At 45.4% G+C, this 15,603-nt stretch carries 14 protein-coding genes; 4 read left to right on the plus strand and 10 right to left on the minus strand.

The genetic code is table 11. The features are described from left to right. Positions 1–62: 62 nt before the first annotated feature. Entirely contained in the window at positions 63–1,358 is a 1,296-nt protein-coding gene (locus VAE48_RS12300) for an ArnT family glycosyltransferase (protein WP_322793619.1), read from the plus strand. A gap of 87 nt (positions 1,359–1,445) precedes the next feature. Here VAE48_RS12300 and VAE48_RS12305 read toward each other — a convergent pair whose 3' ends face one another. Then, on the minus strand, positions 1,446–2,573 hold the full coding sequence (locus VAE48_RS12305; protein ID WP_322793620.1) for a hypothetical protein: 1,128 nt from the start codon (positions 2,571–2,573) through the stop codon (positions 1,446–1,448). A gap of 152 nt (positions 2,574–2,725) precedes the next feature. On the opposite strand from VAE48_RS12305, the gene VAE48_RS12310 reads away from it, so the two are divergent. Beyond that, positions 2,726–4,780 carry a thioredoxin domain-containing protein gene (locus tag VAE48_RS12310; protein ID WP_322793621.1) on the plus strand — a complete coding sequence of 685 codons (2,055 nt, stop codon included), beginning with the start codon at positions 2,726–2,728 and terminating at the stop codon, positions 4,778–4,780. Here the strand turns inward: VAE48_RS12310 and VAE48_RS12315 are convergent. Beyond that, entirely contained in the window at positions 4,705–5,529 is an 825-nt protein-coding gene (locus VAE48_RS12315; protein WP_322793622.1) for an alpha/beta hydrolase, read from the minus strand. The genes VAE48_RS12310 and VAE48_RS12315 overlap by 76 nt on opposite strands. Before the next feature lie 92 nt (positions 5,530–5,621). Here VAE48_RS12315 and murA point away from each other — a divergent pair, with 92 nt between their 5' ends. Next, positions 5,622–6,902, plus strand: coding sequence for a UDP-N-acetylglucosamine 1-carboxyvinyltransferase (gene murA, locus VAE48_RS12320; RefSeq protein ID WP_322793623.1), 1,281 nt, complete (start codon positions 5,622–5,624; stop codon positions 6,900–6,902). Between the two features lie 49 nt (positions 6,903–6,951). Here the strand turns inward: murA and trxA are convergent, their stop codons facing one another. From trxA to VAE48_RS12360, 8 genes are all read right to left on the minus strand, one after another. Continuing rightward, positions 6,952–7,311: a thioredoxin gene (gene trxA / locus VAE48_RS12325; protein WP_322793624.1), complete on the minus strand. Its 360-nt coding sequence runs from the start codon at positions 7,309–7,311 to the stop codon at positions 6,952–6,954. A gap of 153 nt (positions 7,312–7,464) precedes the next feature. Beyond that, on the minus strand, positions 7,465–7,905 hold the full coding sequence (locus VAE48_RS12330) for an Hsp20/alpha crystallin family protein (protein WP_322793625.1): 441 nt from the start codon (positions 7,903–7,905) through the stop codon (positions 7,465–7,467). Between the two features lie 102 nt (positions 7,906–8,007). Further along, on the minus strand, positions 8,008–8,748 hold the full coding sequence (locus VAE48_RS12335; protein WP_322793626.1) for a response regulator transcription factor: 741 nt from the start codon (positions 8,746–8,748) through the stop codon (positions 8,008–8,010). Positions 8,749–8,752: 4 nt separating this feature from the next. Further along, entirely contained in the window at positions 8,753–8,992 is a 240-nt protein-coding gene (locus VAE48_RS12340) for a hypothetical protein (RefSeq protein WP_322793627.1), read from the minus strand. 13 nt (positions 8,993–9,005) lie between these two features. Beyond that, entirely contained in the window at positions 9,006–9,539 is a 534-nt protein-coding gene (locus tag VAE48_RS12345; RefSeq protein ID WP_322793628.1) for an FHA domain-containing protein, read from the minus strand. Next, positions 9,536–11,011 (minus strand): VWA domain-containing protein, encoded by a 1,476-nt coding sequence (locus VAE48_RS12350; RefSeq protein ID WP_322793629.1) that lies wholly within the window; start codon positions 11,009–11,011, stop codon positions 9,536–9,538. Before VAE48_RS12350 ends, VAE48_RS12345 begins: the two co-directional genes overlap by 4 nt. 10 nt (positions 11,012–11,021) lie before the next feature. Continuing rightward, entirely contained in the window at positions 11,022–11,999 is a 978-nt protein-coding gene (locus VAE48_RS12355; protein WP_322793630.1) for a PP2C family protein-serine/threonine phosphatase, read from the minus strand. Further along, positions 11,959–13,833 carry a serine/threonine-protein kinase gene (locus VAE48_RS12360; protein ID WP_322793657.1) on the minus strand — a complete coding sequence of 625 codons (1,875 nt, stop codon included), beginning with the start codon at positions 13,831–13,833 and terminating at the stop codon, positions 11,959–11,961. The genes VAE48_RS12355 and VAE48_RS12360 overlap by 41 nt, the downstream gene beginning before the upstream one ends. 351 nt (positions 13,834–14,184) lie before the next feature. Between VAE48_RS12360 and glnA the strand changes: the two genes are divergently transcribed. Then, entirely contained in the window at positions 14,185–15,603 is a 1,419-nt protein-coding gene (gene glnA / locus VAE48_RS12365) for a type I glutamate--ammonia ligase (protein ID WP_322793631.1), read from the plus strand.

Genomic DNA, 15,603 nt, shown 5'->3' on the forward strand with positions numbered 1-15,603 from the left:
GTTATATTATTGTATTCAGGTTTGGGTTTCTACGCCAAACACATTTGTCAGGGCAAAATCGGATGAGTAAAAACTTTCAGACCAACGCCCCACTAATCTTCATCATTTTTCTGTTCAGCATCTTGTACTTTTTGGGAATCATTGAAGTGCCTTTTCATCCGGACGAAAGCACCCAAATTTTCATGAGTCGAGATGTCCAGATATTCTTATCTCAACCTTCATTATTATTTTACAATCCAGACCACCCCGAACATTTGCGCCAAAAATACCGATTGATCGATCCACCTCTCAGCCGATGGGTCATCGGTATTGCGCAATTGATTTTTAATTTACCGCCGCTTCCATCCGATTGGGATTGGTCAAGAACCTGGGAAGAAAATTTACAAAATGGAGCATTGCCATCCAAAGACAACCTGTTTATTTCTCGTTTATCAGTATCTTTCGTTTTCCCTTTATTACTTTTTCTCGCTTTTCGCACAGGTGAAAGAATTGGTGGCAAGTCAACTGCATGGCTGAATCTCACTTTTACTGCAACCAATGCGCTTATCTTACTTCACACCCGCCGCGCGATGGCGGAGAGTCTGCTCCTGTTTTTCACAAGTCTTTCAATTTATTTTTTTATTAAAGAGAAAAAGTCTGCATGGGTAACTGCTTGTTTTGTTGCGCTGGCATTCAATGCAAAATACTCCGCAGCACCATTATTCCTGGCGGGTTTGATTGGTTGCCTCTTGATCCCCATAAAACTGCGAGTTCCTATTCGTCAAATCCTGAAAAGCGTTGTATTATACTCAATCATCTTTGTTTTGATTACCTTACTTCTCAACCCCGTACTGTGGTCCACTCCCTTTGAAGCCATTAAGGCTGCTTTCACAGAACGCCAGTCTTTGTTATTTGCCCAAACTGCAGCCATTGGCGGATACAATCCAGCCCAAACCCCGCAAACCATTCCGGCCCGCCTTTTAGCATTCATTGCTCAGGTGTATATTGCCCCGCCAGCCATTGCGGATGTAGGTAATTATCTGGCAGCTACCGAAACGCAAACCAAAATTTACTTTTCCCGCCCATGGAACAACTTAACCAATGGATTTTTTATTGGGGGATTCTTTTTTGCCCTTTCACTAATTGGCCTGATTTGGATGATTCGTGATGCATGGCGTTCAAGGCAAGAACTTGATAATCCTGTTATCCTTCTTTTGATTACATTCGCATTGCAACTGGCCGGTATTGTCACAGGCATCCCTCTTTCGTTTCAACGCTACTACATTCCCTTGTTACCTTTCCTGACCATATTTATGGCTTTCGCTATCACCAGCGGAATTCATCTAAGCGTGAATAGCGCCAAAAGTAAGAAATGGTAGATTTAAATAAAAACAGGCATGGTTCAAAACCTGAAACCATGCCAGAAAATCAATCCCCAACAATTGAAGTCTAAATCATCTCGCCTATCAAATATGCTTATAGTAAACCCGATGATTTTTATAGGGTATACCGCCCACATTGATCAAATCCTTCCGCATTTGAACCGCAGTTTCCGCTACCTGGGTTAACTCAAAATGTTCAAATCCAAATTCTTTAATGGTTTTATCCATTTCAGAATACAACAGGGCATTTCCACCCCGCCCCTGATATTCTGGCAAAATTCCAGCACCATTTAATGAAACCCACTTGGTTCTTTTCATTTCTGCCAGTAAATCAATAATTGCCCACGGCGTAAGTCGTCCTTTGGCTCGCTGCAAGGCAGCAGAAACATCCGGGAAACCGAACAGGAAACCTACTATTTTTTCCCCGTAAAGGATAACTTTGATCAAACGTGGGTCGGCAATGGTTAACAAATTTTGAACCACAAAATCAATTTCCCGTTGAGTCAGGGGGTAATACTCCCAATTGTTTACGAAAGTCTTATTGTAAGCCTCTCCGATCTGATAGGCGTATGCTTTCAATTCCTTTCTATTGGTGAAGGTTACCACCCGAAAAGTACCCTTTTCCTTCACACGTTGAGCAACCAGATGCACCTTTTCGGGCATTTTGAAAGAATCTCGATGAAGGTAGCAGGAAACAAAATCCACTTCCTTTTGGAAGCCAAGGTTCTCGACCAGTTTGACGTAATAAGGAGGATTGTAATTCATCATCACCATCATCTGACGGTGTTCAAATCCTTCAATCTGGATACCGTAGCCATCAAATGGACTTAAACCCTTTGGGCCGACGACTTCATTCAAGCCGCGCGCATGCGCCCATTCAAACACCCGGTTGAAAAGTGCATTTGCCACTTCCTGATCATCAACACATTCAAACAAATAAAACTGAGCCTGACGGGTGTCATGATACTCATTAAAGGGTTTGTTCTCTAGCGCACCGATCCGGCCGACCATCTCGCCGTTCATACGGGCAACAAAAAACTCCCCTTCAGAATGCTCATAAAAAGGGTGTTTTTTGGGATTCAGCATTAACTTGATATCACTCAGTATCGGGGGAACCCACTGAGGAATGTTTCGGTAAATTTTGAATGGGAATTCCACAAATTCATTGACCGCTTTCTTGCTGGATAAATCCACTTTTTCAATTGAAATCATCTTTCACCTCGCGGGTATAAATGATGAATGAAAAACTAATGATTGAGTATACTCCGATTCTCCTAATCAACAAGATGAAAAATCATTCGAAATTATTTTTGCTCTGTAATTTATTAGATATTTTTGGTATTATTGATAAAAAAGGTATTCTCATGACCAATCGTTTAATTCACGAAACTTCCCCCTACCTCCTGCAACACGCCCAAAACCCGGTGGACTGGTATCCCTGGGGCGATGAAGCCTTGCAAAAAGCCAGATTAGAAGATAAACCCATCTTTCTGTCCATTGGATACGCAGCCTGCCACTGGTGTCATGTCATGGAAGAGGAATCCTTCGAAGATTCGATTACTGCCAGTTACCTCAATCAACATTTTGTCCCCATAAAAGTTGACCGTGAAGAGCGCCCGGATCTGGATAACCTCTACATGAGCGCAGTAGTTTCCATGACCGGTCAGGGTGGTTGGCCGATGAGTGTATTTTTAACTCCAGACCTGAAACCATTTTATGGTGGAACTTATTTTCCACCGGTTCCACGCTACGGTATGCCATCATTTTTGGAAGTTTTACAGGGCATACAGCATGTTTGGCAAACCAACCGACATAATATTGATTCAGTTGCCCAAAAAGTCACTGAATATCTGCAGGAAACTAATCAATGGAGGACCTTCGCCGAACCCCAAATCCAAACCGACTTTTTAGAACAAGCTGCACACGCACTGATCCAGCATTATGACCGCCAAAACGGTGGTTGGGGCAGAGCGCCAAAGTTTCCCCAACCAATGGTCATAGAATTTCTTCTCCACCGTCATTTGAGAAACCAACCTCAAGCAATGGAAACTGCACGCCACGCTTTGGATGTCATGCAAAGAGGCGGTTTATGGGATATGGTTGGCGGTGGTTTTCATCGCTACAGCACAGATAGCCGGTGGTTAGTGCCACATTTTGAAAAGATGCTCTATGACAATGCATTGCTTGCTCAAACCTACCTTCATGCTTACCTGTTAACCGGTGATTACTCCTACCGCCGCACCTGCGAACGAACCTTGGAATTTATTTTACGTGAAATGACCCACCCATCCGGAGGTTTCTACTCCAGTCTGGACGCCGATTCGGAAGGTGAGGAAGGCAAATATTACCTCTGGACAAAGGCAGAGATTCTGGAGACTATTTCAAAACTTCCAGAACAAGAAATTTTCAAATCCACTTTTTCCCTCCCTGAAGAAGGTAATTTTGAGGGCAAAATCATTTTACAAAGTGTGCTGCCCCTCAAGACGCTGGCTAATCAGTTCGGTCTTTCAATCCAGGATTACCTTAAGCACTTAGACCAGCCTTTGGAAAAATTGCGCATTCTTCGCGAAAATCGTGTTCGACCTCAAACGGATGACAAAGTGATTGTTTCGTGGAACGCCCTTGCTCTTCGCGCCTTTGCTGAGGCAGGTCATTTTTTGCAGCGGCCCGATTTTTTACAAGCAGCCCAAAGTAACGCCGCCTTTCTGTTGGAAAACCTTGTTTCTGAAGATTTTCTCTATCGCACCTGGCGCAATGAAAAATCTGCAACCCCTGCTTTTTTGGAAGATTACGCCGGATTGACAGTTGCCCTGTTGACTCTTTATCAATTTGACGGCAATTCCCGCTGGTTTTCCGAATCGCAGAAGATTCTGGAATGGATGATCACCCGTTTCAGAGATCCAAACGGCGGATTCTTTGATACCTCCACTCAATCTTCAAACACCATTGTCTTGCCAAAATATCCACAGGATAATCCAATTCCATCGGGAAATGCGCTGGCAGCTCATGCCATCATGCTCTACTCAGCATTTGAGGAAAATTCCCCTTATATGGATTTAGCCCTCGAATTGCTGGCCACCTTACAACAAACCGCAGCGGAATATCCCACAGCCTTTGCTTACTGGCTGCAAGTTCAGGATTATGCTGCTGGCCCGATTCAACAAATTGCATTGGTATACCCAACCTCGAAAAATCAACCCCATTTAGAATGGTTTGACCCCGAAGTGACCCCTTATCATCCCCGCCGCATTCTGGTACATTCTTCCCTGCCCCTTGCAGAAAATGCACCCGGCGTATTGGAACACAAACCGGCTTTACAGGGTCTCCCGACTGCCTATATCTGTCAAAACTTTGCCTGTAAACAACCTTTGGTAGATTTAGAAGAATACAGCCGCACCATTTCCGAAGGGTTTGCATAAAAGCGCAACATCACTTCATTGAATACTTGTGGTTGATCGACTGGTAAGGCGTGACCAGCATTCTTAATAATGACATGCCCACAATTGGGTAATAACTCAACCAGGCGGCGCTGCAAATACAACGGGACGGTTGTATCACTTTCACCGCTGATTACCAGCACCGGATTGGTGATTTTGCCTGCCAGTTTACGACCATCAAAACGACTCAATTCAAGCATCGCTTTTCGATAAACCTTTGGATCAGCCAGTCTAATACTTTCGATAAACATCGCTCTGTAAAGACTTTTATCTTCCCCTGGAAAGACCCGCTTAGCGACAAGTTCTGCCTGAGCCTGTGGTGAAAGAAAAAACGCCCGCAGTCCCCGGCGTGTAAAGTAGTGGAATTCGCTCCATCCTTTAGGTCGTAACGCAGCAAAGGTATTCACCAAAATAGACATTTTGACAAATTCAGGATGCTCAGCTGCCAACTTTAACCCCAAAACCCCGCCCATCGAAATTCCCAGCACCCCGATATTTTCAATTTGTTTTGAACGTAGAAGTTTAATCAAAGATTCAGCAACCCAATCGAAGTCCCAGCGCTTCCCATCAAAGCGGGATTTGCCAAATCCCGGTAAATCTGGCGCGAGAACACGATAACCCGCTTCCACCAGCGCAGGAATCTGAAGATACCATGACTCAGCATTGGCCCCTAAACCATGAAGTAAAAGAACTGGAAAGCCGTTTTGTTGACCCTCGTCTATAATATTCATGCAGTCCCTCCCATTGCGTTGTTTTTCACAATTTTAAGCTCGTATCTTGCTTCATCAAGTTTATAATACTATCAACACCTATGGAGGAACAAATGGAAAAATTTATTATTGAAGGCGGACATCCCTTACACGGTGAAGTAACCCCAGCCGGCAATAAAAATGCCGCACTGCCTTTACTGGCTGCCTGTTTGTTGACTGATGAACCGATTGTTTTACGCAATGTCCCTGATATTCTGGACGTGCGCACCATGCGCGCCCTGTTGGAAAGCCTGGGTGTAGAAATCAACCCACTCGAACCGCACACCTGGCGGATTCAGGCAAAAGTAATCCGCCCTGCCGATTTGGATCCCGACCTGACTCGAAAGATCCGCGCCTCCATCCTGCTTGCCGGACCAATGACTGCCCGCATGGGTGAATTGCGCCTGCCCCCGCCGGGGGGTGATGTCATCGGGCGCCGGCGGGTGGATACCCACATCCTTGCGCTTACCAAACTTGGCGCTAAGGTTACCTACGATCGTTATTTTTACTTCTCAGCCAACGGCTTAACCGGGGCCGACATTTTACTGGATGAAGCCAGTGTTACTGCAACCGAAAACGCCATTATGGCTTGTGTAACCGCCAAGGGACAAAGCATCATCCGTAATGCTGCTTCCGAACCCCATATTCAGGAACTGTGTCATTTTCTCAATACCCTTGGTGCAAAAATTGAAAATATCGGCTCAAACACGTTACACATCACCGGTGTTGAAAAACTCCATGGCGGTGAATTTACTATTGGACCGGATTATTTAGAGGTGGTCAGTTTCATTGGGGCTGCCGCTGTTACCCATGGTGAAATCTGGATTCGCAATGCCGGCAACCAGTACCTGGATATGATTCGATTGGTTTTCGGACGTTTGGGCGTACACTGGGAAACCAGTGGAGATGATATCTTCGTCCCTTCGAAGCAGAAACTGGTTATTGAGCCCGATTTGGGGAATGCAATTCCAGAAATCAGCGTAATGCCTTGGCCGTCCTTCCCAACCGACTTGATGAGCATTGCTCTTGTGGTAGCCACCCAATCGAAAGGTACCGTACTTTTCCATGATTGGATGTATCCCAGCCGTATGTTCTTCACCGATAAACTCGTTGGTATGGGTGCTCAAATTGTCTTATGTGATCCGCACCGATGCATTGTTCAGGGACCTACCGAACTTTACGGCGAAAAAATGGAAAGTCCCGATATTCGCGCCGGTATGGCGCTGGTACTGGCTGCCCTTTCGGCGAAAGGCACATCGGTCATTCGCCATATCGGACAGATTGACCGTGGTTATGAGAAAGTAGATCAGAAGCTGGCAGCCTTGGGCGCTAACATCCAACGAGTGGTTGAATAACAAATCAAAAAATCCCGGAACCTTCGGGATTTTTTGATGATCATCTGTTTTAGTTCTTCTTGGCAGAAGCGTTTTGTACTACCTCTAAAAATTGATCCAGTATTTCGCGCAGCATTCCCTCGGGTAAGGCGCCAACCTGACGGTGAATCACCTTGCCGTTGGCAATAAATAGCATCGTAGGAATGCCCTGAACCCCATAACGCATTGCCCATTCGGGATTTTCGTCGGTATTCACTTTCGCGACAATTAATTTTCCAGCATATTCCGCAGCAATTTTATCCAGGATTGGGGCAACCATGCGGCAGGGGCCGCACCAGGGTGCCCAAAAATCAACAATCACCGGCAAATTTGACTGAAGTACCGTTTTTTCAAATGCTGCATCCGTTACGTGTACTGGTTCTTTAATCATTCCTTTCTCCTCTCATCAGTTTTGATATAGTATACCATTTGAAAAAAATTCATGCTAATTTTGATGCTGAGTGAATTCAAAAGTTGCATAAAATATCAGACCTCTCAGATTTCGAGAGGTCTGAAAACAATCCTTAAAACCTGATCCTGAAAATCACTTGACTTTTACCGAAATGGTCTTCGGACGCATCTCCTCGGCTTTGGGTAATACCAGCGTGAGAATACCATTCTCATATTCGGCTTTGGCTTTTTCTACAACCACATCCACCGGCAATTGGATGGAACGGGTAACCAAGCCGCTGCGCCGTTCGCGGATATGGTAGGTGGCATCCTCCCGGACTTTTTCCTCCTTGACTTCTCCGCGAATGGTTAACACCTGGTTAGCCACGGACACCTGGATATCTTCCGGTTTTACACCCGGCAAGACGGCCTTGACTACCACTTCATCATTGGTCTGGTACATATCCACAGCCATCCAATCATATCCGCGCCAACCTTCCAGTTGACGGCTTAACATGTTGTCAAAAACTTGATCTACCATCGAACGTAAAGTTGCCATCTCTCGGAAGGGATCAAACAGGGTCAAGTCTGCCATACTCCACCTCCTTGATCATTAAGTCGGCTTATCCTTTTGTATAAAACATAAAGATAAGAATATGACAAACGAAATATTAAAGATTTATAAAAACATTGCCGCTTAATCTGAATCTTTTTTGGATCCCTCGCGGGTAAAATCCACAAACCGATAGCCTACCCCTCGTTCTGTAAGAATATACTTTGGGTTTGCCGGATCTTTTTCTAATTTTTGACGAAGGTAATTGATATAAAGTCGTACATAGTGGGGTTCATCTCGATATTCATAACCCCACACCTTTGAAAGCAATTGATCATAGGTCATCACCCAGCCAGCATTTTGCACCAGGTGATAAAGCAGACGGTATTCGGTTGGTCGCAGCTTAACCAGCTTGCCATCCACCCAGACTTCACGCCTGCCAAAATCAATTTTCAACCGATCATCAATCTCATAAACTTCTTTCGAACTAAAACCACTGGCTTCAGTTCGACGCAAGACGGCCCGCACACGGCTAACCAATTCTCTTGGGCTGAATGGTTTGGTTACATAATCATCCGCCCCTAATTCAAGCCCCCGCACGCGGTCATCCTCTTCTCCCTTAGCGGTCAACATGATCACCGGAACATTACTGATTTCACGAATCATTTTTAACACTTCAAACCCATCCAAATCCGGCATCATCACATCCAGAATGACAACGTCCGGCATCGCATCTCGCAGTTGATGGATGGCTTCCAAACCCCGATGCGCTTCTACCACCCTGAAACCATCGTGTTCCAGGTTTAAGCGGATGAAGCGCGCCATGCGTTCCTCATCATCCACTACGAGAATTACGCGATTCTTAAAATCCTCATCTTGAGACATGGGTTTATTCCCTTACGAAGGTAATGATTTCCTCTTCCTCGCTGGTTGGTAAAACCTCGATGAAGGTTACGCGACTCATAGGCCACATGACCATGGTTACATTTGGTTCAAGGTAATGTAAATCTTTCCCGTCCCTCTTTCTAGGATTTTTGAGGATTACCAAATTGTCAGCCGGTGACGGCAAAGTATCCACCTCACCAACAACAGGATCTTCATTTACGATGTGGAGAATTAAGGTTGGCATTGCACCATTCCATTTATTTATGAATGATCAACTGAAATTTTAGCTTTCCCAATGCAATTACATCCCCATGCTTCACAGGGTAATCCACATGTGGGACAATTTTTTGCCCATTTACCCGTGTCCCGTTCGCCGACCCCAAATCCATGATCGAAACGCGCTGCGATCCGATTTTGATTGCAGCATGCAGCCGGGATACTCCCTGAGTATAAGCTTCAAATTCAGACAAATCAACATCCGGTAAAATAGGCTGCCCTTCAGCAATGCGTCCGAGCGAAAACTCGGAGCGGCCAGTGAGGTGGATTGTTCTCCCCGAATCGATCATGTGCAATGAAACGACCGGCTCAGCGCCTTCAACAACCGCCGTTTCAATTTTCACCTCTGGAATAGGGACGCTGGAAAAAACAGCGCTACCGTTGAGCATATCAGAATTGACTTTTTCTAAATTCTGAGTAGTTAACGTATCAACCGAGGTCAATTGTGCGCCGCATTCGCTACAAAACAAAGCACCCGGTAATTCCTGATGCTGACAATTAGGGCAACGAATCATGGCTCCCTCCTCGCCGGACTGGGCAACAAAAACAACGCGCGTGTACCATACTTAATTTTCTTATCCCCTTCTTTGCTGAAAGAATGAGTTCTCTGGATGTGATCGGCCTCAACCAGAACGGTTTTTGCCAGTTCACGATCACCCTGGGCAAGTAAATGAGTTGCTAAATGCTGCAGATGCCGCGTTGCTTTCCCAATATCTCCTGATTGCACTTCCAACCGGGCTTTTTCTTGCAAACGATACAGCGTAATTTTTGACATTGCCTGAAGGATTGACGTGGGTGGCTTTTCCGTCTGCCAGTTTTCTCTGGTTTGACGGAAAAGATGCACCCCATAGCGCCCAAATGGATTGGCCAGGGATGGAACTTGCATTTGAATAAAACCTTTCAAGAGTTCAACTTCGGTTCGATTGTTGGCGAGCGGGGGTAGTTTGAATTCTAATATAATACTGGTTTTTTTTCCATATTCAATTGTACCCAAAGGTATGGGCGATTCGTTGCCCAGCGGGGTGATGTCGGGATGAATACGAAAAACATACCGCAGTTCTATCCCTTCTTCCAAATTGAAGAACCACTCAATTTTTCTTGCATAACTGACCGAAATGGATTGCATTTTACTTTCGATAAATTGGGTAAGGTCTTCATTGCGGTTGACGTATACCGCATTACCTCCGCTTAATGCCGCTATTCGATCCAAAAAAATATCATTCCACTCATCCCCTATCCCCAGGGCATTAATCGGCACCCCTTCCTCGCGTGCCTGGGCAGCCAGATCGATACAGTTTTGTTCATCCCCATAGGTATGGCCATCTGTAATCAAGATCAACTGCTTGATCATTCCTTCCCGGCTAAATCGTTGAATCAAGTCATAACCGGTAGAAAGTCCTTGAAAAATTTCGGTTGCTCCACCGACCTGTAATTTACCCAGCACACTCTCTACAGATGCTGGATCTTCAAGTTCCTTCGGAGGTAAAATTACCTCTGCCCGATCGCTGAAAGCTACAATGGATAGCCGATCTTTGGGTCTTAATTTTCGGGTTAAAAGGACGATATTCTGCCGCACCATCTCAATTCGCTCACCGCGCATGGAGTTGGACCGATCAACAATTAAACACACATGGATGGGTGGCAGATCTTTGGGGTCTGGTTGTTTGGGTGTATCCAATTCCAGTAAAACATAAAAGAGTTGAGGTTCATCTAACAGCGGAATTTGCGACCGCCCGTAGGTTATGGAAATATTAACCTCGGGTAGTTCTTTAAACTCCGCCGGTAGTTGTTCGTCATAAGCCAAACGTTTTTTGGGATTGGAGAGTACTTCGTAGGCTTCTTGAATTTGTAAAAATTTTTGCTTGGCAAATGGATCGGGGTTCACATCCGGATGAAAACGCCGGGCAGCCTCGAAATATGCCGTTCGGATATCTTCCGCACTGGCATTGAAAGGAATTTCAAGGACTTGATAAAAACTCGTCTTCATCCCAAAACTCTTAGAAATACTGCACTAACACAACACTGATGTTGTCCGGTCCTCCACCAAGGTTTGCTGCATCTACAAGATTTTTACAAGCCACAGAGGGGTTTCTCGCACTGGCGATAATTTGGAAAATTTCAGCCTCTGGTACTACTCCCCACAAACCATCACTGCAAATCATTAAATATCCCGGGTGAGGCATGGGCAAAGATTGGATATCGGGGCGAAATGGCTCTGCCTGCCCAAGCGCTCGATAGAGCACATTTCGATTGGGATGGACGGAGGCTTCCTGTTCGGTAATTTGCCCCAGTTCTACCAGACGCCGTACAAGAGAATGATCTTGAGTGATCAATTGCATTCGTCCATCAGGAAAAATGAAATATGCCCGGCTGTCCCCCACATGAGTTATCGTTACCTGTTCCCCAATCACCAGTGCTGCCGTAAGCGTTGTCCCTCCGCCAGGCGCGCGGCGGGTAACCGCTTGTTGCGCCCTTGTAACTGCAATTTCCATGATTTCCTGGAGGCTTTCACCGCTTGATTCCCCATCAATCCCAATGAAGGGAAGATAAATTTTGCTTAATATGGTTTCAACAACTGCTTTTGCAGCAACACTGCTCGCCACCTCGCCATACTCATAACCTCCCATTCCATCCGCAACGAGGAACAAACCAAAGGGAATCTCATTATTTCCATCTGCCAGCGTTGCCGAAAGCGAAAATAAGGCGTCTTCGTTATGTTCTCGCTGTCTGCCAACAGACTGACCACAACCCACCAGAAAATGCGGCGGAGACATGGAAACGGTAGGTATTGAAACAACCTGTAACTGTTCCTCAGTCAAAGGAGCGGTTTGAATATTTTCCGCTAAAGGGCGGGTCTGAATATTTTGATTTTTTTCTCGAACAAAGAGGTTCTTTATAAATTTCAGCACAATTCCTCCAAAAAATTCTCGCCATTTAGACCAAAATAGCGTAGAAAATATGGTCTGCAGATCCAAAATAGACGGTATCGTTGAAGATCAAGGGCGTACTGGTAATCGGACCTTCGGTCGCAAACTTCCACCTTAATCGCCCGGTTTTCAGTTCCAAACAGTACAGATTTCCATCCGCGGAACCACAAAAAACGATGTCCTTATGCACCATCGGTGAACCACTGACCTGATGATTGGTCTGGTACTTCCAGATTTCGCGGGAATTATTGGCGTCAATACAATAAATATTTCCATCTGCTGACCCAAATAATAAGTAATGGTCAACCCGGTATGGCGAAGAAACCGAACCTTTCATCATTCGATACCGCCAGATTACCCAACCACTTTTCGCATCCAGAGCATAAACCGAGCCATCTAGCGAGGTGAAATACACAATTCCCTGTGTAACAAGAGGAGAAGAGGTGATTGCTCTTTTGGCGCGAAACCGCCATTTTAGCTGACCGCGAAAATCCACACACAGGAAATCACCACCCTCATTACCAAAATAAATCAAATCATTCGCAACGGCTGGGGAGGAACGAATTGCCATACCGGCATCCACTTTCATCACCCGCCGCATGGACACAATGTTCACACCATAAAAGAAACCATCATCACATCCAAAAAAGACATGCCCTTCAACGATTCTTGGAGAGCTGCGAATTGGACTCTCCAGCGGTAAGGTCCATGCCATTTTGCCCGTCTTTGGGAGAATGGCATATAAATTTCCGTCTTCCGAACCCACAAAAATCAAATCGTTCGTAATCGCTGGCCGGGTAACAATTCCCCCATTGGTGGGAAATTTCCACTTGAATTCACCACTGGCTGCGTCCAGGGCATATAAATTGTGATCATAAGAACCCACGTAAATGATACCGTTATCGTAGGAAGCCGAACCTCGAATTTCATCCTCGCAACGAAAGATCCATATCGGTTTGACAACCTGTTCAGAAACCACCGCCGGCAAGCTGATTCTGGACAATGCGCCAGTTTTCTTAGCAGCATTTAAAAGCGCTTCTTTCATCGCTGCCGCCGATTGAAAACGTTCTTGCGGGGAATACTTTAAGGCAGTCTGGATGACGGTTTCCAACTCAATACTTACCGCCGGATTGATTTGACGGATTGGCCGTTCGGCAAATGAAAATGGCGGTTCCATGCGCGGATCTCGCTTTGTCAGCAGGTGATGCAGGGTTGCCCCAAGTGCATAGATATCCGCCAGTGGTGAAGCTTCACCTCGATACTGTTCAGGTGGAGAGTACCCCTCCGTTCCGATCATGGTTCCTTTTTGACCTTCACGAAACATTTTTGCAATCCCAAAATCAACCAGCACAACATGACCTTGCTGATTGATCATGACATTCGAAGGTTTCATATCGCGGAAAATGATCGGTTCGGGTTTGTGATTATGTAAATATTCCAGCACGTCGCAAATTTCAATAGCCCAGGCAATTACCTTATCTTCGGCAATCGGCCCTTCACTTTCATTGAGTATCGCCTCTAAATCCTTGCCATTGATATATTCCAACACCAGATATGAACGTTCTTCGTGAGAAAAGTAATCGAAAATCTTCGGAATCGAGGGATGGTTTAGCGTGACGAGAATATTGGCTTCCCGTTCAAAATTTTGCACAACCGTTTGGCGCACCAGCGGATCCCGCGCCTGATTGATCATCTCTTTGACTGCTACCAGTTTGATCACATTAGGAAAATGCAGATCGCGCGCCCGATAGACAGAGCCCATACCCCCAACACCAATTACGTCCTGAATCAAATACCGATCAACCAGAACGAAACCTGTCTGCAATTGTTTGACAGGTCCTTGTCCGCCACTAAAACTTTGAGTGATACGATGAGTATCCAGTTTGACCTCCCGGGACCTAAATCACCTTTCCCCCGAAAACCTGAATTTTTCAGTAATAATGAACAAGTATAACCCTGATGATTTTCGTATTTTGTTGGGATTTTTGACAGCCTTACGTATTGTTAAAATTATATCTACAAAACTTCTTTTTGCAACAAAAATAGCCCTTGCATTCACCAAACAAATTTAAAATTGCCTGTCAAGCAAACTGGACTTCCCCTAAACTTTTGGTTAGAATTTAATCAACGATGCGATCAATCAGTGGAAATAAACGGCTTTTTCTCAAGGATTTCACCTTGAGGGAAAGTCGTATTTATTATCAAAAGGCAAGAATCCAATCAGGAGAGGGAAATGTTTGCTAACATTGATCAGGCTCAGGCTTTCGTCAAACAACACGGCATCCGCATGGTTGATTTAAAATTCATTGACTTATGGGGGCGCTGGCATCATGTAACCATTTCGGTTTCCGAATTTAACCCTTCGCTCATGGAAAACGGCGTGGGGTTTGATGGTTCAAGTGTCGGATTCAAGTCCGTTCGGGCCGGCGATATGGTACTCATTCCAGATCTTTCTACAGGTTTTATGGATTCATTTTGGGAAACCCCCACCCTCAGTTTTATTTGCAACACCATGGAAGCAGACACCAAAGAACTTTTCGCTTTTGATCCCCGCGAGATTGCCCGACGGGCTGAAAAGTATCTAATCGAATCAGGAATTGCAGATAAATCCATTTGGGGACCGGAATTTGAATTTTATATTTTCAACAAAGTAACCTTTGAAAACGGTGTTAATGTATCTGTATATCGTGTCGATTCGATCGAATCCAACTGGAACAGCGCTCAGGGTGGTCATGGCCATTTCATTCCCCTGCACGGTGGTTATCACGCCATCCCGCCGCGCGATCAACTGTATAATCTTCGTTCTGAAATTGTCACAACTCTCGAAGAAATTGGGTTAAAGATCAAGTATCATCATCACGAAGTGGGTGGACCCGGCCAATGCGAAATCGAAACTCCTTTATTAGATATAATGTCAGCCGGCGATGCCTCAATGCTGATAAAGTATGTTACCAAAATGGTGGCACTGAAACAGGGGCAGACCGCCACTTTCTTGCCAAAACCACTTTTTGGCGAAGCGGGAAACGGAATGCACTTTCACCAACTCCTTCGAAAAGGGGAAACCAATGTCTTTTATGACCCTGCCGGCCCTCACCTTCTCAGCAATACCGCCCTATATTACATTGGCGGATTACTTACCCACGCCCCTGCCATTTTAGGCATCACAAATCCCAGCACCAACTCCTATCGCAGGTTAGTCCCCGGTTTTGAAGCACCTGTAAACTGCTTCTTTTCCAGTGGCAATCGCAGCGCAGCCATCAGGGTGCCAAAATACGCAACTGAGCCAGACAAAGTCCGTTTTGAATTCCGACCACCAGATGCAACCTGCAATCCCTATTTAGCAATGGCAGCCATGTTGATGGCAGGAATTGACGGGATCAAGAAACAGATAGACCCATCAGCAGCCGGTTTTGGACCTATCGACGAGGATATTTTTTCCTGGCCTTCGGAAAAACGCGCGTCAATTCTCAGCTTACCGACCTCCCTTGATATGGCATTAACTGCCCTCGAAGAGGACCACCAGTTTCTTCTTGAAGGCAGCGTCTTCAGCGAGGAAATGCTTAAAGAATGGATTCGAGGCAAACGATGCGAGGAATCTCAAATTCGGATCAGACCCCATCCTTACGAAATCGAATTGTACTTCGACCTATGA

Source organism: Bellilinea sp. (genome assembly GCF_034432615.1).
Taxonomy (GTDB): Bacteria; Chloroflexota; Anaerolineae; order Anaerolineales; family Anaerolineaceae; genus Bellilinea.